This window comes from Hymenobacter cavernae, from assembly GCF_014641455.1.
Lineage (GTDB): Bacteria > Bacteroidota > Bacteroidia > Cytophagales > Hymenobacteraceae > Hymenobacter > Hymenobacter cavernae.
On record NZ_BMHT01000006.1, the window covers coordinates 378,153 to 398,555 of the forward strand.

19 protein-coding genes are annotated in these 20,403 nt (G+C 48.1%); 1 reads left to right on the forward strand and 18 read right to left on the reverse strand.

All coding sequences use genetic code 11. The features are described 5' to 3' along the window. Positions 1 to 33: 33 nt before the first annotated feature. On the forward strand, positions 34 to 1,170 hold the full coding sequence (gene rffA, locus IEX74_RS17645) for a dTDP-4-amino-4,6-dideoxygalactose transaminase (protein ID WP_188815328.1): 1,137 nt from the start codon (positions 34 to 36) through the stop codon (positions 1,168 to 1,170). 17 nt (positions 1,171 to 1,187) lie between these two features. Here rffA and IEX74_RS17650 read toward each other — a convergent pair whose 3' ends face one another. The 18 genes from IEX74_RS17650 to IEX74_RS17735 all read right to left on the reverse strand — a co-directional run bounded on the left by IEX74_RS17650 (position 1,188) and on the right by IEX74_RS17735 (position 20,398). After that, a complete protein-coding gene (locus IEX74_RS17650; protein WP_188815329.1) occupies positions 1,188 to 2,318 on the reverse strand; it encodes a glycosyltransferase family 61 protein in 1,131 nt (376 codons plus the stop codon). A gap of 80 nt (positions 2,319 to 2,398) precedes the next feature. Then, positions 2,399 to 3,556 (reverse strand): glycosyltransferase family 4 protein, encoded by a 1,158-nt coding sequence (locus tag IEX74_RS17655; protein ID WP_188815330.1) that lies wholly within the window; start codon positions 3,554 to 3,556, stop codon positions 2,399 to 2,401. Continuing rightward, on the reverse strand, positions 3,553 to 4,791 hold the full coding sequence (locus IEX74_RS17660; protein WP_188815331.1) for a glycosyltransferase: 1,239 nt from the start codon (positions 4,789 to 4,791) through the stop codon (positions 3,553 to 3,555). Before IEX74_RS17660 ends, IEX74_RS17655 begins: the two co-directional genes overlap by 4 nt. 42 nt (positions 4,792 to 4,833) lie before the next feature. Next, positions 4,834 to 5,925: a glycosyltransferase family 61 protein gene (locus tag IEX74_RS17665; protein ID WP_188815332.1), complete on the reverse strand. Its 1,092-nt coding sequence runs from the start codon at positions 5,923 to 5,925 to the stop codon at positions 4,834 to 4,836. A 93-nt stretch (positions 5,926 to 6,018) separates the two neighbouring features. Next, positions 6,019 to 6,975 (reverse strand): DUF6625 family protein, encoded by a 957-nt coding sequence (locus IEX74_RS17670; protein ID WP_229755352.1) that lies wholly within the window; start codon positions 6,973 to 6,975, stop codon positions 6,019 to 6,021. Between the two features lie 8 nt (positions 6,976 to 6,983). Beyond that, positions 6,984 to 7,868 (reverse strand): glycosyltransferase family 2 protein, encoded by an 885-nt coding sequence (locus IEX74_RS17675; protein WP_188815334.1) that lies wholly within the window; start codon positions 7,866 to 7,868, stop codon positions 6,984 to 6,986. 74 nt (positions 7,869 to 7,942) lie between these two features. After that, entirely contained in the window at positions 7,943 to 8,917 is a 975-nt protein-coding gene (locus IEX74_RS17680; protein ID WP_229755353.1) for a glycosyltransferase family 47 protein, read from the reverse strand. 60 nt (positions 8,918 to 8,977) lie between these two features. Continuing rightward, on the reverse strand, positions 8,978 to 10,030 hold the full coding sequence (locus tag IEX74_RS17685) for a glycosyltransferase (protein WP_188815336.1): 1,053 nt from the start codon (positions 10,028 to 10,030) through the stop codon (positions 8,978 to 8,980). A 19-nt stretch (positions 10,031 to 10,049) separates the two neighbouring features. Beyond that, the gene (locus tag IEX74_RS17690) at positions 10,050 to 11,144 is read right to left on the reverse strand and encodes a glycosyltransferase (protein ID WP_188815337.1); all 1,095 of its coding nucleotides are present in this window, start codon (positions 11,142 to 11,144) and stop codon (positions 10,050 to 10,052) included. Positions 11,145 to 11,156: 12 nt separating this feature from the next. Beyond that, positions 11,157 to 12,260, reverse strand: coding sequence for a glycosyltransferase (locus IEX74_RS17695; RefSeq protein ID WP_188815338.1), 1,104 nt, complete (start codon positions 12,258 to 12,260; stop codon positions 11,157 to 11,159). A gap of 123 nt (positions 12,261 to 12,383) precedes the next feature. Then, positions 12,384 to 13,454 carry a glycosyltransferase gene (locus tag IEX74_RS17700; RefSeq protein ID WP_188815339.1) on the reverse strand — a complete coding sequence of 357 codons (1,071 nt, stop codon included), beginning with the start codon at positions 13,452 to 13,454 and terminating at the stop codon, positions 12,384 to 12,386. Positions 13,455 to 13,607: 153 nt separating this feature from the next. Beyond that, positions 13,608 to 14,429, reverse strand: a complete 822-nt coding sequence (locus tag IEX74_RS17705) for a glycosyltransferase family 2 protein (protein ID WP_188815340.1) — start codon at positions 14,427 to 14,429, stop codon at positions 13,608 to 13,610. 15 nt (positions 14,430 to 14,444) lie between these two features. After that, a complete protein-coding gene (locus tag IEX74_RS17710) occupies positions 14,445 to 15,329 on the reverse strand; it encodes a glycosyltransferase family 2 protein (protein WP_188815341.1) in 885 nt (294 codons plus the stop codon). Between the two features lie 101 nt (positions 15,330 to 15,430). After that, on the reverse strand, positions 15,431 to 16,237 hold the full coding sequence (locus tag IEX74_RS17715; RefSeq protein WP_188815342.1) for a DUF5672 family protein: 807 nt from the start codon (positions 16,235 to 16,237) through the stop codon (positions 15,431 to 15,433). Continuing rightward, positions 16,230 to 17,231 carry a glycosyltransferase gene (locus tag IEX74_RS17720; RefSeq protein WP_229755354.1) on the reverse strand — a complete coding sequence of 334 codons (1,002 nt, stop codon included), beginning with the start codon at positions 17,229 to 17,231 and terminating at the stop codon, positions 16,230 to 16,232. The genes IEX74_RS17715 and IEX74_RS17720 overlap by 8 nt, the downstream gene beginning before the upstream one ends. A 15-nt stretch (positions 17,232 to 17,246) precedes the next feature. After that, positions 17,247 to 18,188: a glycosyltransferase family 2 protein gene (locus tag IEX74_RS17725; RefSeq protein WP_188815344.1), complete on the reverse strand. Its 942-nt coding sequence runs from the start codon at positions 18,186 to 18,188 to the stop codon at positions 17,247 to 17,249. A gap of 25 nt (positions 18,189 to 18,213) precedes the next feature. Beyond that, positions 18,214 to 19,527 carry a lipopolysaccharide biosynthesis protein RfbH gene (gene rfbH, locus IEX74_RS17730; RefSeq protein WP_188815345.1) on the reverse strand — a complete coding sequence of 438 codons (1,314 nt, stop codon included), beginning with the start codon at positions 19,525 to 19,527 and terminating at the stop codon, positions 18,214 to 18,216. Continuing rightward, positions 19,520 to 20,398: an SDR family oxidoreductase gene (locus tag IEX74_RS17735; protein WP_188815346.1), complete on the reverse strand. Its 879-nt coding sequence runs from the start codon at positions 20,396 to 20,398 to the stop codon at positions 19,520 to 19,522. The genes rfbH and IEX74_RS17735 overlap by 8 nt, the downstream gene beginning before the upstream one ends. Between the last annotated feature and the right edge of the window lie 5 nt (positions 20,399 to 20,403).

The window sequence follows — 20,403 nt, forward strand, 5'->3', positions numbered from 1 at the left end:
CTGCGGGCAAAAGCTAGGTTCAACGGCTTATTTATGCATTCGATTCCATTCAATAAGCCTTATCTCTCAGGTAAAGAGCTTACGTATATTCAGGAGGCTGTTACGAATGGCAAGCTTTCCGGCAACGGTGAGTTCACGCGGCGCTGTCATGCTTTTTTTGAGCAGCAGTATGGCATTCGTAAGGCACTACTGACTACCAGCGGCACAGCGGCGCTCGAAATGGCCGCGCTGCTGCTGAACTTGCAGCCTGGTGATGAAGTGATTGTGCCGTCGTTCACGTTCACCTCTACGGCCAACGCGTTTGTGTTGCGTGGCGCCCGCATCGTGTTTGCCGATAGTTCGCCTGATCATCCGAACCTGGATGTGCGGCAGCTTGCGTCCTTAATTACGCCGCGCACCCGCGCCATTGTGCCGGTGCATTACGCAGGTGTGGCTTGCGACATGAACCCGATACTGGAGCTGGCAGAAAAGCACAACCTAGCCGTAGTGGAAGACGCCGCGCAGGCCGTTGACAGCTTTTACGGCACCAAGCCGCTCGGCACCCTAGGTCACTTAGCGGCTTTTTCTTTTCACGAAACCAAGAATATCATTGCCGGCGAAGGAGGAATGCTCGCTATTAACGATGAGCGCTACGTTGCCCGCGCCGAAATCTTGTGGGAAAAAGGCACCAACCGCGCCGCCTTTTTTCGAGGCGAAGCAGCCAAGTACCAGTGGATGGACATTGGGTCTTCCTTTCTACCGTCGGAGCTGAACGCGGCCTACCTGTGGGCCCAGCTGGAACAGCTAACGGCGATTATGCGGCAGCGGCAGCGGCAATGGAGTTACTACTACGAAGCCTTGGCGCCTTTGGCAGCGGCAGGCTTCTTTCGCCTGCCGGTTGTCCCGGCTTACGCGCAGCACAACTGGCACATCTTCTACCTGCTCTGCCGCAGCCCCGCCGAGCGCACTGCGCTTATTCACCACTTAGCGGCCCACCAGATCCTGGCCGTGTTTCACTACCAGCCGCTCCACGCCAGCCCGTTCTACCACCCCCACCATGATGGCAGGGCTCTCCCCCACGCAGCGCGCTACGCTCAGCACTTGGTGCGCCTGCCGTTGTTCTTTGAGCTTTCAGCCGACGACCAGCACCGAATCATCCGGGCAATTCAGCTATTTTATCAGGCAACCTAGGTTGCCTGTTTGTGCATTTAACGCACGGGCGCACTTGCGAGCATATGCTGTAAAAGCGCCTTCAATACTGGTATATCTACTGTTAAGTCAGAGTTGTTATCGTAGGTTTTCTCCACTCTGGGCTTTCCGGCAATAACATAGTAAGGCAATTCTAAATAGGACGCTAGTCGGAAGTAAACGGAGTTGACCATCTCTTCATTTACAATTTCCACAAGCTTCGTATTGGGTTGCATGAATAAGGCATTAGCTAGGTTTGCCCCGTGCGCACCGATCAGCACCTGCGTTTCATTCATCAACTGTACCTGTTCTTCGAAGGACATATTCTCAAAGTAAACCTCTTCGAAGCCAAAGGCTTTTATAGCCGCCACAAACGCTTCCTCATTAACCAACCTTCTGGTTTTCTGCCGCGAGCGAGACACATAAATGCGCCGGAAGGGCGTAACGGCAGGCACTTTCAGGCCTTGCAGAATGCGCGTCCGCAGCTCCTGTAGCAGTTCTGGGTCATGATGCCGCAGGTCGAATGCTTTGTGCTCGGCGGCAGGCTCCGCCAGCAGTACAGTACCAGCCTTTAGCATCTCATTCTGCCTGATTGGCAGCAGCTTGGTGTAGCCGAGCAAAGCCGTAGTCGTAGCAACGTATTCCGGAATTGGGGCTGGCACGAGTAACGTACACTCAGGCGCTTTCCGGCTTAGCAGCAGAATTCGGGGACAGGCCTCAATGAGCCAATGGTAATAATTACCCGTCGAGTTATGATCATGCACTACGGCCACTGTTACGTCAGCGGGCACTGGTGCGGGCTTACCCAGCCATTGCTTCAGCAAAAAGCTATCGGAATACTCTTTCTTCAGCGCCGGATAGCACAAGCTTTTGATAGCCAGGCTTAAGTTTTTGAAAATCGCCCCCTGATACGAGACATTCACGTCTTTATAAACATACAAGTGCCGGACCGGCAACGACGGCTTGCTGTCAACTAGCGCCTGATAGACTTTTGTTACTTCGCCCGGCAGTTGCTCGTTATTGCGCGGCAGCTGATACACGAATTCCTTCTGGGCGGGTAAGATGTCAATAACTTCAGCAGCGGCGAGATTCGGCAGTAATGCGTTTATCCTGCCAACGGCAAGATCTACAGCCTTCTTTACTAAGGACATTAACGTTGCTTTGTACTAATTACTCTATAGAGGAAACAATTTGGTTAAACAGTGCAGCGCTTTTCGTGCCATAATACCACCTAGCTTAAAACCCTTTTGTATACTTTATGCAATAAGCCGGTTGTAGCTTCTGAACGCAGCTTATTCCGGATAAATGCGCGTCCGGCGGCGGCAAAACGCGTCCGCAGCTCCGGCTCGGCAGCTAGCCTACGAATAGCCGCGGCCATGGCCTGCACGTCCCGATTTGGAACCAGCAGGCCCGAACGGCCATTCTCAAACAGCTCAGCCGGACCACCACAATCGGTGGCAATCAGGGGCGTGCCGTAGTAAAGCGCGTCGCGGCAAGTCAGTGAGAATGATTCGGCTTCCGAGAAGTTCAACAGAATATCCGCGTCTTTGATGGCCTGCTCAACATCGGACACGAAGCCTCCGAAAGTTACCGCCTGGCTTAAGCCGTGGGCATGCACTTCCGCTTCGAGCTGCTGCCGGAACAAGCGATTTTTATCCAGACCCATATCGCCGCCTACAAAGTGCAGGCGCAGGCGTGCATCATGAGCGTAGGCCTCCCGGAAAGCAGCCAGAGCGAAGTTCTGGCCTTTGCCTACAATATAATTGCTGAGGTAAAGCAACCTTACCGTGTTATCTGGGCGGGTAGCAGGCACCATTGGCACCGGATGACGCTCCACGTCGGGGCTTGGGTCGAAGACTACCTGTACTTTTTCAGCAGGACTAAAGTAACGGCGCACGGCCTGCGAAACACAGATAACCCGGCTGGCGAAGGTTTCGGCCGTCCAACGCCAGACCCGTGCGAGGGGCTGCGGCAACACCTGCGGCAAGAAGCGCACATGCGTAACTACCCGCAGCCGACCTAGGCTCAGGACCTGCGCCATGTAGCCTGTCAGGTTATAAAAGTCATTCAGGTGAATAAGGCGCGCTTTCTCCCGACGCGCCAACCGCCACAGCCGCCAACCATTCAGCACCAGCATGGGCACGTAGCGCACCAGGTCAGCTTTCCGGCGGCTTATTTCTACGAAGGGAATCTCATAAACTTGGTAGGAAGCCTCCTCCAGCACCCGTCGGCCTAGGCTGCCAGCCGGCAGCACGTACACGAACCGGTAGTGCTGACGCAGCTGATCTGTGGCGTTGCGCATGGCGACGAGCGCGCCCGTCACCGCCGTCGAGTTATCCACAACCAGAATAACCGGCTTGTCTGTAAGGTCAGGGGCATTATCTTTCATCGGGTCAATACGTCCTGAATCACGTCTATCCACTGGCTGAAGATCTTTTCCCGCGTAAAATCCTGCATCCGCTGCTGAGCTAGCTTCCCTAGGTGCTGCCGTTCCACCACGTTTTGCAGAAGCTCGTGGAGAGTTTCAGTCCATACTCCCAGGTCAGCGGTGAGGCTAGCAGGGTGGTTGAGCATAGGCATCAGCATCCCGTAGGTGGCCCGCTCGGCCCGCCGAATTGGCGTTGCAGGTTTGCTCGTTTCGGGCGCTAGTATTTCTCTGGGCCCGGTCGGGCAATCGGTTGTCACGACTGGCAACCCGCAGATCATGGCTTCGCCCAACGCCATCGGAAAGCCCTCCCAAGCCGATGGAAACACAAACAGCGTGGCGGGCCGTATGTATTTGAAGGGATTTTGCTGCAAACCCATGAAGTACACGTCGTACTCGGGGGTTAGCTCCGCCGCGCTCCAGGCTTCGTACACGCGCAAACCTAGGTTTCTGGCATGAGCGACCAATTCTGTGCGCAGCTCTCCATCTCCCACAAAGACCAGCTTGGCAGGCTGGCGCTTCAGCAGCGCGGCAAAGCAGTCGAGTAGCGGCGCCTGGTTCTTTTGCAGGGAAAGCCGCCCCGACGTGACTAGTACCGGTGCCGCTTCGTAAACGGCCTGCTCAGCGGCAGTCAGAGCCTCCTGCGCTTTTTCTTCTATCTGTTTGACTTCAAAAAAGTTATTGATAGTCACCAGCTTCTCGGGCTTTACGCCAAACCCTCCGATCAGCTCCGGATTGATATCACGGCTGACCGTTACGATGCGGTCGGCGCGGTTATAAAGCCCTGGCATCAGCACCTTCTTGCGCAGCCAACCAGCCGCGCCCCGGATGTTAGCGTCGTGCAGCTTAGAGCCGTGAATGCACAGGATTACCTTTTCCGAGCCTTTGCTCAGCAGATTAACATAGTCGGCGCCTTCTAAGTGACTCACGCACACGTCCGTTGCTAGCCGATGCTTCAAGGCTTTCAGGCGCGTGATACGTCGCGCAAAGTTGCGCAGCTTTTCCAACGGACTACCGCCGCCAGCCACATCCAGGCTCACCAGCTCATTCTGGCTGGGGTACATGTTGCCGCCCTCCAGATTGAAGACAGCCTCCGTGACTGTGTATTGGCGACCTAGCTCCACGCTGTGGTCGTGAAACACGCGCTGAGCACCGCCAAGGCCTAGGTTAGGAATAAGGAGCAGTAGTTTTTTCCGCATTTAAGTTAGTGTAGCAACTAAAGGTTGGCAGTAGCGCCGCCCCTATCGTTGTAATAATGCCGTAGCGCGCTGACGTAATTCCTCCACATCGACGTGAAAACCACCGGAATACTGCTGCTGCCCGGCGCTGCCGATCAACCCATTATAGTCGTAGCCTAATTGCGTCGCCATCAGCACATAATGAAAAGGGTAATAATCACCGGGCGGATAAATCTCCAGCAAGCCCATCGGCTGTCGTCCCCGAAATAGCATGTTCGTGAGCCCCGCCCCGTGGATACCAATCACGTAGCGTGCTTGGCTCATCAGCTGAATTTGTTCAGGCAAACTTAGCGTATCAAAGTCAACTATCTCAAAACCCAGCTCGCGGCAAACCTGCTCAGCCTGAGCACCATTTTCTATGAAGCGGAGCCGTTTAGGGCTGCGCGTAATGAAAATACGGCGCTCGGGGCCGGCAGTCAGCAGATCATGCGGCTGCACCAGCGCCCGGATGCGGTCATAATAGTGCGCTGTATGCGTAAGCGGCTTGCAGAAGTACGTTTTGTGGCTGCGAATATATTGCTCGCCCTGCACCACCCATTTTCGCTCGCGCAGGTAAGGGTGCTGCATAAAATACTGAAATACTGGACGCTGATACAACTTGGCGCTAATCAGAACCGGCACTTCCGAACTTAGACCTAGCTTTTCCTCTAAAAAGAAAAGCTTCGCCAGTACGTCGTTATAAAAGTGGAAATAATTTTCCTCGCCCGTATCGCGTAACGAAATCAGCTCTTCATATTCTTCCAGCTTTTGCCGGCGCATCCGTAGCGCTTCCAATAGCGGCTTGCGGAGATATTCAACCCTGCTAAAACCGAGCGAAGGATAAATAAGCTGGTTATCAGTAGTTAATGCCCAACCCGCGTGGGGCTCTATTACGCAGGACTTATCGTAAACCAGTAGGTATTCATCCTGCGTCCACTTCTCCCACTCCTGAATCTGGTGGCGCAGGCGCGCATCCAGATGCGTCTTCTCTACCTGCACAAACCGGAACGGGTGGTCGTCCCGGCGAATACTAAAATCCTGATCCTTGAATAGCTTCTCAGGAAAAGCCAGCTTATCGAAAGTATTGATCCGAAGCTTGTTGTACGCTAAATGCATCCGCGTCAAGAGCACCGGAGGAAATACTTTCTTTAACAGATTCTTGACAGCTTGCATTTTACCAGAGTACAACTACGTATTACGAAAGAACAACTATGCTGTAAGTATCTTTATTTTTCTTTTAACCTTTGATTTCACCTTATCAGAAAGATTACTGTAGATAGAGTTAAGCCAGATATATGTGTAAGAACCTAGCTTATCCGTAAAAAAACCATTACTGTTGAAGCTATATTGTGCATAACTCTTAAAAGGAGGTATATTAAAACTAATCTTACCCTTATAAATCAAGTAGTGAAATATGTAAATCTCCTTGCCACCGTCTAATAACCTACCTTCTCGCCAATATATTTTATCCTTTATTCTCTCTTCAATAAACTCTCCGAAGCAGGCGTTGATATTGTTTCCCGGCTTCTTTACTACGTGGGACATACTCTCAATCTCACTCTCAAATTCAAAAATATCATGCCCGTCCCATAACTTACGAATAACAGTACTGGCTTCATCGAAGGAAAGATACTTCTCATCAGCAAGCACCTTTTTGTAGTCCTTACTAAGCATGAAAGCCTTATTGATATCTTCCACGTTCTTATACATGGTAAAAGCCCCGGATATGTACCGCCCATGACTGGAAACTACATCATAGTTATACAAGGAATTTTCAGTTAAATATCGGTCTATATTTCCAAATACCATGTCCACATCGCAATGGGCCCAGTGCGAATAAGAACGAATGTAGTCAGCCAGAATAAACCCGTACATCGGCTTGAAATCGCAGAGCTTATAGCTATTTTTCACTGCCACAGTGAACTGCGTTTTCTCACTAGCCAGCTTATTAAAAGCCAACAAGCTCATATCAATAAATTTTATATTATCGTATTGCTTATAGTCACCATAAAACGCATCTGTAAATATCCAGAAATCCACCCCCGGATTATAAGAGGCAGATTGCAGAAAGTAAGGCATATACTTCGGGAAGCGACCAAAATACACAATAATCACTGCAAGCCTTTTAGTAACATCCATAGCTCTCTTATTTATCGTATCAGACACCACCTAGCTTATAAAAGATGCTTGATGGATGCTAAAAAGCGGCGACGCCACAAAACGGTATAATCCGTACGAAATGCCTTCCACAAATAGCGCAACGTATCGAGCCGGCGGTGTTCAGTAAGGGCCAGCACCAGCGTAATAAAGGTGTACCGATTTGCCACGAAGTAATTAACCTGATTCGGATAGCGCCGCCGAAAATCAGGATTTTGTCGCATCAGCTGCCCAAACAGCTCATCGCGTGCAATAACGGCATCAGGCGAAATGGTATTCAGACTACGCCCTTCATGCTCGCGCAGACAGAACGTTTTGGCGGATACCTTATGAAAAGAATAGCTGCTGGCCAAGCGCAGCCACAGTTCCCAGTCTTCGGCCGAAGCCAAGGCTCGATCTTCCACAAATGGCTGAGCCAATGCAATATCCTGCCGCACAAACACAGAGTTGCAGGCCAGAAAGTTATTCTCCAGCAAAGCCTCGTTTGTATCCCCACGAAAGTCGCATACCTCTTCCACCAGCCCGCCACTCGCATCCAGCACCTCGTAGCCGGTATGCACCACCTCTACTTCGCCGTGCGCGCGGATATAATCGCGCACCACACGCAGGTGGTTGGGGTACATCTCGTCATCCGAATCGAAGAAATTAAGATACTGCCCCTGCGCGCGTTGAGCCCCATAATTACGGGCGGCGCCCCGCTCCCCATTCTCTTTGTGAAACACCCGAATACGGGCATCGGTGGCAGCCAGCTGCTCTGCTACTTCAGCCGTTGCGTCGCGGCTTCCATCATCAACCAGAATTAGCTCGAAATCCGGTTCCTGCTGCCGCAAAATAGCTGCTACCGTATTCGGCAAAATAGCAGCGCGGTTGTAACAAGGAACTATGATCGAGAAAAAAGGCATGAGAATAGAAAAGCAAGTGGCAATTTGTTTACACTATAGCAGCAGAGAATATTTCAGCTTTTTAAATTAATTATCTATTCCTGATGAATTACATCTGATTTTTCTGTAGCCAGGTGCCGCAATTTGGCAATGATGTAGTTAGCTATTGCTTGCTCCGAACATACATTTTTCCACCATCTCAACATTCTTTGATGAATATCAGCCAGCTTTGAGGGATTACTAAGCAATTCTTTAATAATTACGTCAGACTGCTTCCAGTCATCAATAAATATCATGGGGGAATCCTGATAGAAGAAAGTATGCGGCAGCTGCTCCGATATAATAATGCAGCCTGCCCGCATAGCTTCGAAATGCCTGAACGTTTCTGCGCTTAGTATTCCTCTGGGGCACAGAGCTATCTTAGTATTATATAATATCTCTGAATATAGCGCAGGCGTCATACCTGATCTAAACCCATATTTATTGAATCGAATATAAGAGCTAGGATAGAATGAATCGTAGGTATGTGGAACCAGCTTCTTGAAGTGATGAAACACCGAAAGCCAATACCGCATAGGCAGAAACTTAATGAGGGTAAAGTTTTTGAAGAATTTCAATCGGGTTCCGTGCAAGGCTCCTGAGAAGAAGACGTTTATTTTGCGCTGGTTTATTTCAGTAATTGGATGCTGCTGAGTTGTTTTTAAGTACCCCAACGGGAGATGAAATAAATTAGGATATGGCAATTCGGTGGGCATGTAGTTTTTAAACACAGCATACACTCCAGATTTCATCAACGCATGCGGAATAGTTGAGTTCTCATCTGAGAAATACAGAACAACTATCTTCCTTGCTTCTTTCTTAGCTGCGATAAAATCATACATATTATTTTTATCGATCCATGAATCAGCATATAGAACAAACAGGTAGTCCACAAATGATTTACCTAGGTTATCCTTTAAATAGAATAGCACTTTCTCGAAGTACTCTGTTTCACAGCAAACAGTACCATTCCAGAAGTCTTCGTCAAAATTCGCGACTACGTTCGTAAATTCTTCTCCTCTGAGCTTCATTATAGCCAAGTATAGTAGCGCTGTAGTAAACCGTTTACCCGCTGCATGATCTGCTGATTCTCAACCCCTGTCTTCGGCAAAGCTAGCTTTTAGTGCCTGAATCTGCCGGAATACCTCCACGGCTCGCTTACGCTGCAATACTGAGGTTTTGAAGTTGTAGAGCAAGCGCAGCATTTCGAAGTTGTGCGTAAGCGTTTCCTCGTCTGCACGCAACAACGTATCGACCAGTACCCTAGGTTGCCGGGCAATTTGAGTACTGAGCCATAGCAAGCGTTTGGCGTATAAGAAGCGGAAGCGCGATTCCGTGAGCAGCGGCTGCCGAAAAATAAAATAATACACCACGCTGGTTATCTGCGACGAAGCCGTACTGCGGGCCATGCGCATGAGGTATTGCCACGTCAGGCGCTCCTTGAACATGAAGTGCTGAAAACGCAGTCGATCCTCGTACCACAGCTTGTAACCGGCTAGGCGAAGCGCGTCACCTAGCTCTAGGTCTTCCCCGCCCGAAAGCGTCTTGCCTCGCTTGGCAGACGTAGTAAACGCAAAGCCGTGCGCGCGTAACCTGCGCCACCCCGACTGTCGCACGACGGACCCAGCTCCGTACACGTATCCGGCATTATCCGGTAGTGGCCCACTGACTCCATCGTTTTGAGGACCAATGGCATATACCGCCCGAAATGCCTCGAACCACGCGGGCGGCGTAACCTCGTAAGCGCCTTGAGCGTGCGCACCCAGAATACCAATTTCAGGGTGGGCGCACATAATCTTGTGGGCTACAGCCACATAATCAGAAGCCAGCCAGTTGTCGTCGTCTACTACCGCTATAAATTCGTAGTTAGCTGCTTCGAAGCCCCGGATCAGGGCATTCTCCTTGCCAGCTACCGGCTCATCCAGCACCCGGCACGCAACAGATAGTTGCAGCTCCTGGCAAAGGCGAGCAGCTACCTCCAGCGTTTTATCAGATGATGCATTGCTGATAATCAGCACCTCCCACGCCACATGCGCTGGTACCTGTTGCGCAGCAATATAGCGCAGCGTAGCCGGTAGTCGGCTTTCGCCATTGTGCGTGCAGACGAGCAGCGTAACACCAGCAGGAGAAATTGAAACAGACATCAGGAATTAGCAGAATGGGCTAAAGATCCGCGACCTTATTGCTCAAAGATGTTTTGGAAAGCAGACGTGCGCGCTCCTGCATAGATTTTACTTTCAAATAATTTGAACGTGTCTCTCTATAATCTACAATAAAGTTAAACCACGTATAGAACTGCTGCCCCTCTAACAAATATTCTATATCACCCTTCATTCTTAGCTTTATATATTTCACCAAGTTTTTAATACTGAAGGTGCGCAAGGTTATATAAGCAAAGTCCTTAACCCATGACATATTCTTTGAGTAATCTATGTCGGGAGTATATACCAAGCGTCTATAGGCAGACAAACGCGAATAAGTTTGGCTGAAAGAATGAATTATTCGAGGCACATAATCTGTGGTGAGCCTGCCTTTTGTCATAAAGTGAGTCAGGCGCAAAGCGGGCTCATACCACAGCTCATATCCTATAAGTCGCACAGCATAACACAACTCGTCATCTTCTCCGGCGGAAAGCTGCTTCTCTCCTATTCTGCCAGTAAATAGACTTTCAAAATTTGCCTCTTTCAGCAGCCGCCATGCAGCATGTCGAATAAAAAGACCAGCACCCCAGGGTGTTCCCTGAGTAATCTTTCCAAGCGTCGTTAGCTGTTGCGGAGGTGTACCGGTAAACACAAGCGGTTCACCCACTGCATAGATCCGGCTCACTCTGGCGAACCAGGCAGGTGGAGGTACTTCAAAAGCCCCTTTGTTACTTCCGCCCAACACCCCAATAGTATCTTGCCTGCTCAGCAAGTCAAACCCGCTTTGCAAGTAATTATCTTCGAGCCAGTTATCATCATCTACGATACACATGTATTCGTAGGCGGCTTCTTGATAAGCTAGCTCTAGCGCATTGTTTTTGCCCGGGACGGGTTGCAGGAAAGTACGTAATGGCACAGGCGAGCCATTATGATTCCAGCACGCCATGCCTAATGCTAGTGAGTTATCAGTCGAGCCATTATCAACTAGAATTACTTCCCAGGCTGTTCCGGCTGCTACCTGCTGCCGAGCTAGGTGCTCCAGCGTCGGAGTAAGACGCTGTGCACCATTATAAGTACAAATGAGGACCGACACACCGGCCGGACGAGCATGTATCATTGTTGAACGCCCCTAGGTATTACTTACTTTCTCCCGATCTGCCACCAACTTCTGACTTGCCTGAAAAGCAGCAACTCGGCGCTTGAATGCTACTACCTTTTGATAATTCTGTTTTATTGATTTGATATTGAAAAAGAATTTGAAGAAATATTTTACATGAACATTATTCGTTATAAATGACGTTTTTTCCTTACCCAATAAGAAACCTAAATAATCCGCCGAGAATATATTTTTAATAGTAAACCATTCGATGTAGGAGAAATCCTTTAATACATCCAATGTAATATTAGGCTCAGCCGGCTTATTCAACATGGCATACTTATAAGGCAATAGCTGCAAGCTTCCAATGGCACCGGCACGCAGTAGCTGGTCGCGGTACGCCGCCGTAAGTCGTCCCTTCGTCATATAATGCACCAGCGACAATGACGATGAATACCACAGGGTATAGCCTAGCAGGCGCGCTACATAGCACAGCTCATGATCCTCACCTGCTACCAGATCTTTCCCCTTACGCCCGGAAAGCAGGCTCTCGAATCCTAGCACGGTCATGGCTTCCCAGATAGCCCGCCGCACGAACAAGCCGGCTCCCCATAGCTCAAAGTTCACTACCGGACCATCACTTATCGGGCGCGGCACACCATCTTCGTAGAGGATAGGAGCACCGACGGCATAGTAATGTTGGTATTGCTTAAACCACGCGGGCGGCTCCACCTCGAAGGCACCGGTCGTTCTGCCACCCAACAAACCAACTTCCGGATGGCTTTGCAGCAGGTCAAAACCATTCTGCACGTAGTCAGGCGCCAGCCAGTTGTCATCGTCCACGATGCACATGTAGCTGTAGCTGGCTTTCTCATAAGCTAGCTCCAAGGCGTACGTTTTGCCCGGTCTAGGTTGAGCGTAGGTGCGCAGTGGCGCTGGCTCGGCGGTGGTACGCCAGAAAGAAGTTGCCGTCTCCAGCACCTGATCAGTGGAAGCGTTGTCAACCAGAATAATTTCCCAGCGCAGGGCCGGTACCACTTTCTGGCGAGCCAGGTGAGCCAGCGTTTCCGTAATCCTGCCTGCGCCATTGTAGGTGCAGATCAGAACGGAAACACCAGCAGAACGAGTATTCATCATGAAGCGAATAAGTTAATCCGGGAGCGTACGCTTCGGCGAGAACTCCCGATAGCTTTACGAAGCCATTATCAGACCTAAAAGCTGTACTTGGCTTCCTATAGTTCTAGTCAACTACTTTTTACCTCAGACAGTCAGCTTAGCGTGGTACTGCGATGCACGTTGTTTGAATGCTTCTACAAGCATGTAGTAGCGCTGAATCTGCCGAAAGTTACGCATAAAGTCGTAGAGGGTCAGCAGCTGATGATGGCGGCCCATCACCTGCAGCGTGTCGTCATGCAGTAGTGCCCGCGCGTAATCCACCGACAGCACTCGCTGAGCGACGGTGCGGCTCATGTATAAAATATCTTTTAGCAGGTTGGTGGCCGAGCCTGGCTTCTTTCCGGCAGGACTACTGAGCACGTCGCGGTATACTTTCAAGCGGGCCTGCGACCACACAGTACCGTAGAAAAGCCGGTTGCGGTACTCTTCCGTCAGGCGGCCCGCCGCCATGTGATGTTGCAGGCGCAGCAGCGGCCAGTACCACACCTCATACCCTAGCATCTGCGCGACGTAGCACAGTTCATCGTCTTCGCCCGCTGTCAGGTTCTTGGTTCCTTGGCGGCCGGAGAATAAACTCTGAAACTTTAGCTCGCGCAGAGCACGCCATAACTCTGTACGCACAAACATGCCCGCACCCCACAAAACGTTCGTCCCGATATTGCCAGTAGGTAACACAGAGCCATCCTGGTGGCTGCGCTGCTCACCAATTGCATAAAATACCTGAAAGGCCGAAAACCAAGTCGGCGGCGGCACGTCGAAGGTTCCGGTATTCTGGCCGCCCAGCAAACCGATCTGTGGGTTGGTTTGCAACAGTTCGTAGCCCGTGCGCAGGTAGTCGGGGGCCAGTCGATTGTCATCGTCTACAATGCAGGCGTAGCGGTACTGCACTTGATTGAACGCCAGCTCCACCGCGTAATTCTTACCGGGTCGGGGCTCCTGAAAGATCCGCAGCGGCACCGGCGCACCTAGGTCGTCCCAGTTGGTACGGGCAATTTGCGCTGTTCCATCCGTGCAGGCATTATCTACCAGTATCACTTCCCAGGCCACTGCACCCACTCCTTCTTGCCGGGCCAGGCAGGCCAGGGTTTCGCCAATGCGCGAAGCACTGTTGTAGGTACAAACCAGAAATGAAACCCCCGCCGGAAGTGACGCCATTATCTCTACCAATTTGAAAGCTACTTTACTCAACTGAAGACTTTGCTAAAGCAGAGCCAACCTTGGCAAGCTCGTTGATGACTTCTCTATCCTCCACAAAGATAACACACCGTTGTAAGTGAGGAGTCCCTAGCTTGCCCCACGACCAGCAACCTAGCTTCCGCCTTTTAAGCCCTGGTACTTAGCATTCAGGCGCACGGCCACATCCACAATCTTATAGTCAAGGATCTGCCGGTAGCGGCGATTTTCTGCGCTAAGTGCTTCGTTCTCACTTATGATGTCGCGCACGTAGCCTGGCACCAGCTGATCCCAGATGGCAAACTGCTCGTCTTTGTACTTCTTATAGCCATCGGCCGCACTCAGGCCGGTAAAATCATAGTCGACCAGCAGCCTGTCGATATGCTGAAACACCTTGCCGTCGAGAAAGCACCGCAAGAACAGCCAGTAATCCGCAGCCAGCCGGTAGTGCTCCGGATATAAGCCATACTGTTGAAACAGCGCTGCCTTTATCAGAGAAGCCTGGTGATTAAGCGTTTCAGTTTTGAAATATTTTAGATCCAGAATGGGGGGATGCTTTAGCAGCCCTCCCATCACATCCGTTGAACTCCCGATAAACGCGTCGCCGTAGAAAATATCCACCTCCGGCGCAGCCTGAATATGCCCCAGAATGTGCTCAATAGTATCAGCTGCCAGGAGATGGTCGCCACTATTCAGGAACAGCAGGTAGTCCCCGGTAGCCTGCCGGATGCCTTTGTTCATGGCATTGTAAATACCAGCGTCCTTCTCACTTACCCAGTAAGAAATTTTATCGGTATTCCGGCGCAGTAGCTCTACTCCGCCGTCCGTCGAGCCACCGTCGATAACGATGTATTCGAAGCTACCTAGGGTTGTCTGCCCCAGAACGGAGCTGACTGTTTTTTCCAGCCCCGATTTGTTGTTATAGTTGACCGTAATTAATGAAATCTTACTGCTCATTTTGAAGCTGCTCTATTACATCATAGCCAGAGCTGAGCTAATTTCATTGGTCGTATACTGTTTGTATTTAGTATAGTTCATTATTTTAATTACATCCACAGGCCGGGTGCTCATGTTCAGCGCACCCAGCAACGACTTAACGGCGCGGGGCTTTAACTTGGCAGTATCTATATCCTCCTTCAAAATTGCCTCATAAAGCGCAGCATATTTAGGTGAATACTCTCTGTATATTTTAAGTATTTCCTGCTGTCTTTTACCACCTCCCGTACCTGTTTTATGACTCTCGTGGATCCGGTATATAGATAAAGGAGTCTGGTCGCTTTTAAACTGGACACCTAGCTTTTGAGCTCGTAAGAACCACTCCCAGTCAAACGCATAGTGAACATCCTCCCGTAAACTCCCAACAGTATCCCACGCTTTTTTCGTCCAGAAAGTAGATGGCTGAATGATATAATCCCGGCTCTCTAACGGGTACATCTTCGACTCGCCTACTACATCGCTGCCATAAGCCATAACCCCCGCATGGTCTTTTTTGAAGTGCAGGCAGTTGCCGAACAGCAGGCTATTCTCTTCCGGATTTAACTGCTGCGCTACATAGGAAAGTACATTGGGCATGTACATATCATCACTATTCAGCCAGCAGATAATATCTCCCGTAGCACGCGCAAAACCCTTGTTGATAGCATGACTTTGGCCGTTATCTTTTTCGCTTACCCAATAGCTGAGCTTGTCCTCATATTTCCGGATGATCTTAACCGTCTCATCCGTGCTGCCACCGTCAACTATAATGTACTCCAGATTAGGGTAATTCTGCCCTAACACCGACAATATAGTTTCTTCTATAAATTGTCCTTGGTTGAAGGAAGGAGTAATGACTGAAATTTTGGGAGTTGAGGGCATCTTGGGTAAAAAGAGTTGCTACTTTACTTACAAATATAAGCTAGGTCAAAAATAAAAGACGCTATAAATAAACTATATCTATACTTACATTTAGATATAAATTAAAGCTTATAGCCAAAATTTTTAATAAATGGACGCCAGAAATCAAGGTTGTATTTCCACCAGGCATGGCAGCCCATCGGTAGCACATTGCTGTTTACCTTAAACAATACTTCAGGCTGCACTTCGAAGCTAAACTTTATTGCATCTTCGACGGGTGCCACTATGAATTTTTTAGAGAATTCAGGCGCAACCTTGCTGAAGAATATATCTTCATATAAACCACTGCTCTGAACTGTAGGATTCTCTCCTGTTTTACTTTTCAACCAGTTAATAGCCCTATCTAGCTTAGCCTTTAATAAAGCCCGCCTGCCATACAGAGGAGCATTTGATTCCTCATAGTATATACTGCTCAGCATTCGCTTTGCGGAACTGATTTTTCGCAGTGAGAAACCAGAGTTACCAACTCCTATGATCTTAGCATCAGGGGTTGGAAAATCGAACCCTTCAAACCACGGAGCACCTATATAATCGTAGCCCTTCGCGCACCAATAATCAAGGCTATCGTTAAAAATAAAGGCATCCAGCTCATAAGTTAATAAAAACTCGTAGCCAGAAAATAAATTATAAAAATATTTACTCAATTTCAATTTATTATAACCCAGCAAAGAGCTTTGCCACTTTGGGTCTATATAAATTACATCTAAATCTGCTACAGCAGCCTTATAATTAGCCAGATCCAAGCCACTGGGAGCTACAATCTTGATAGGGCGTGTGCCTAATATGCGAAAGCATTGCTGCAAAGAAATAAGTTCATAAGCAGAGGGAACAGGCTTGTGTACCGGGATGACCACACACACCTTATTCATACCCTACTTTACTTCTTAGTTCATTGATTAGCTCCATCAACTTATCAGTATTTCGGAGTAAATAGACGTTGTACATCAGCTCTACTTCATAAGGCAAGTAGAATATAAGGTCGCCTTTCACCTTAGACTTTATATACCTAAGTAGAAAGGGTGCTTTCTCAAGCAGCCTTTGCCTGGCTACTTTTTTCCAATAAGCTTCATCAACAGCAATCTTACTACCCGTTAATAGTAGCTTATATGCTTCAAAGACCAGCCATGAGTAAGAATACTGGTGCCACATCTTCACCAGGTAGGCTTCGGTTATCCTTCCAGCGGGCATATAATGCTGCAAATTCAGGTTTGCAGAGTAGGCTATTGAATAGCCAGCAAGCTTGAAGATGAAGCATAGTTCAACATCTCCTCCTCCTACTACTTTATTCCCAATCCGGTCCGTCAGATAAAATCCGAATCCTTTTTGTTTTATGGCTTGATACGCTTCTCTTTTGAAAGCCATTCCTGCCCCAACCAAATACCTTGTGCCCTCAAGTATCTCAAACTCGCCATTACCCTGCTTGCCAATAGCGTAGGAATTACCAAAAAAATTCATCCAGGCAGGTGGTGTAACTTCATAGGCACCTGTATTATTACCTCCTACTGCAGCTAAAGTAGCGTTGCCCGCTAAAAGACCATATACATTATTGACATAGTCTTCCGCTAGCCAGTTATCATCATCACAGAATAGCAAGTAGTCGTACAAAGCCTCACCGATTCCTTTTTCACGCGCTGCTGACAACCCTGGCTTCGTCTCATCGACTATCCGTAATGGTATAGCTAGCTTATAGCTTTTCCATTCAGCCTGTGCGACACTTGCTGTACTATCTGTCGAGTTATTGTTTACTATTAAAACCTCCCAACGAATACTACTAGAAACAATTTGCTTTGAAAGATGCCTGAGTGTTTCCGGCAACCTAAGCGCGCTGTTATAGCAACAAATTACTACTGAAACACCTTGCATGCTTTGCAATTGATATTACTTCTTAAATGCAAAGTAGAGTTTAAGAATCTGGTTTGCCACTAGTCTAGGTAGCGTTATAGCATACAACAACCTTGACTTTTTAGATAGCTTCTCTTTATAATAATACTTATATAGATTATTATCATTCTGCGAATGATAATAATCAACAAACTTGAACTTAAACATATAAATCGAGCTTAAAGCGAAGGAAACAGATTTATTTAAAGCCTCGCCAGCATACTGCGATTTACCGTTTAGAACTTCATGTATTATATAATAAATGGCTGGATAGCACCAATAATAAGTAATAAACTCATTGGCTTGGCTATCTTGCTTACCGTGTCTACGATAAACATATAGCTTTTCCTTATTACCGTACACTTTTAGTGTATGCACGTTACTATAAAGCCATAGCCAATCATTACTTCCATAGAATGATTCAGCAAAAGGCTTTTCAAGCATAACATCACGCCTGAAAGTACCACTGATGCTTGGAATACCTATCCATTCCTTCGCACCTAGCTCTTGAATATCTAATGATCTATCAAACAAACCATAGATTGCAGGAAAGCCCCAATCTTTTTTCACATCATCCACTAACCAATCAATATTAGTGTAGTAAAAATCTAGACCTGAATACCTTTCTTCAGCTTCTAAAAATTTTTCAATGTAGTTTGCATACAGCACGTCATCATCGCCTAATATAACAACATATGGCGTTTTGGCACGCTGCATGCATTTATTCCAATTAGGAAATACCCCTACATTAACGTCATTTTTATGATACTCTATATTGTTCTCAGAACAAAAATCCTTGAATTTGGAGTGAGATGAATTATTATCATTGACAATTATTTTACAAGAAACAGTTTGGTTCATAGCTGAACTAATTGCTTCTTCAAAATAATCATACCGCTCATAAACGGGTATACATATTGTTACTTTGTCAGTATACATCTCACTCGAAATTCAAATTCTGAAATCAGCTTAGATTTTTTAGGTAATCCCGGATAACTTCTACCATATAATCATAATGCTGCTCTTCTAATCCGGGCCACACACCTAACCAGAACGAGCGATTCATGATGGTATCTGTGTTGGTTAAATCACCAACTACCCGATGGTCAATATTCTGATAAGCAGGCTGGCGCAGCAGGTTACCCGCGAACAACAGACGTGTACCTATCTTATGCTCTTCCAAGTGCTGTACTAAGTCGGCTCGGTCGATGGTACTGTTGTCCCGGATGGTCAGCAGGAAGCCAAACCAGCTAGGATCAGCACCAGGAGTAGCTTCGGGCAGAATGAAATGCTCTTCAAACTGCTTCATCTTTTGGTACAGCATAGCGTGGTTTTCACGACGACGCTGCACGAAGTAGTCCGCTTTATTGAGCTGGCTCAGGCCGATAGCAGCCTGCATATCGGTCACCTTCAGGTTGAAGCCAATATGCGAGTAGGTGTACTTATGGTCGTAGCCATAAGGCAACTGACCTAGCTGCCAGCAGAAGCGCTTGTTGCAAGTGTTATCCTTACCTGGCTCACAGTAACAATCCCGGCCCCAGTCGCGGAAGCTCTCAGCTATCATCTTCAACTTGATGTTGTTGATCAACACCGCACCACCTTCGCCCATTGTGATGTGGTGAGCTGGATAGAAGGATAGAGTAGCTAAGTCGCCAAAAGTACCCGTTTTCTTACCGTTGAAAGTAGCTCCTAGTGAGTCACAATCATCTTCAATAACCCACAGGTTATACTTCTGTGCCACACGCATCACTTCCGCTAGATTGAACGGATTACCTAGGGTATGGGCGATCATAATCGCCTTCGTCTTGGGCGACACGGCTTGTTCAATTAGCTCCGGCTTGATATTGTAAGTGGGAATATCTACGTCCACAAATACCGGCACACAGCCAAACTGAATCATTGGATTCACAGTAGTGGGAAAACCTGCTGCTACTGTAATCACCTCATCGCCGGGCTTTATAGCCCGGTCTCCTAGCTTTGGAGAGGTCAGTGTATAGAAGGCAACCAGGTTAGCAGAGGAGCCTGAGTTCACCAGAATAGATGATTTACAGCCGAACCACTTAGCTAGCTTTTGCTCGAATTTCGGACCAAAGCGACCAGTAGTCAACCAACCGTCTAGGGTTGCATCCACGCCGTACAGAATATCTTCCGCATCCAACACTTTGCCGGTAACTGGAATATAATCTACTCCGGGCTGAATAGACTTTGTTACATTTTGCGTAGCCACCTGCGTCAACGACGCCAGAAGACCATTTTCTTCAGTTATATGCTTAAGCATGAGTTTTGGTGCTTAGATAATCGTCAATATTAGAGAAGCGGAAACCCGGAAATTCACTCAAAAATTTATGAGCTAACAAACCACCGTTTAGTGGTCGGGGTGCTAACTGAGCTAAAGCAGCCGTAGTAGTTAAACTCAGCTGGACCTGCTTGTATTTGAATTTATGGAGTACCCGATCAGCCAGTTGAAAGCGATTTACATAATCAGTGCTTCCCAAGTGATAAATGCCCTGCTTTCCGTTTTCCAACAACAGAGCTAATGCTTTAGCTACATCTAGGGCATTTATGGGCGTAGCATATTGATCGTACGGAAGAGTAAGCTTTATTTCTTCCCCAGATTCAATCTGCTTGAGCAAGCGAGCAACAAAGTTTTTACCACGCGCCTCGTCCCCATACACATTTGTGATACGTAGGATTAAGTAAGGTAACTCGCTGGCAATAACTAGGTTTTCAGCCTCTAGTTTGTGTGCTCCGTAAACACAAATTGGGTTTACAGTTTGTTCTTCTGAATAAGGACCACTTTTACCGTCAAAAACGTAGTCGGTAGAGATGTAAACAAACTTTGCATTATGTTGGCGGGCCAGAGTCAGCAGGTTAGCTGTTGAGGTAACCGTCTTCTGATAACTCTCTGCAATATGGTCCTCGCAGTAGTCCACAAAAGTAAGTGCACCACAATGAACAATTACATCTGGACTAAATGACTCCAGCGCAGTATTGCGCTCATCCATCAAGTCACAGGGATTGAAATAAACACTATCTTCAGTACTGAAGGATAAGTGAGTTCCTTGTACAGTATAGTGCTCAAACTGCCGTAAATACTGCTGGCAATTTCCTCCTACCAAACCAGAAGCGCCTACAATTAAAACGTTCATAGGAA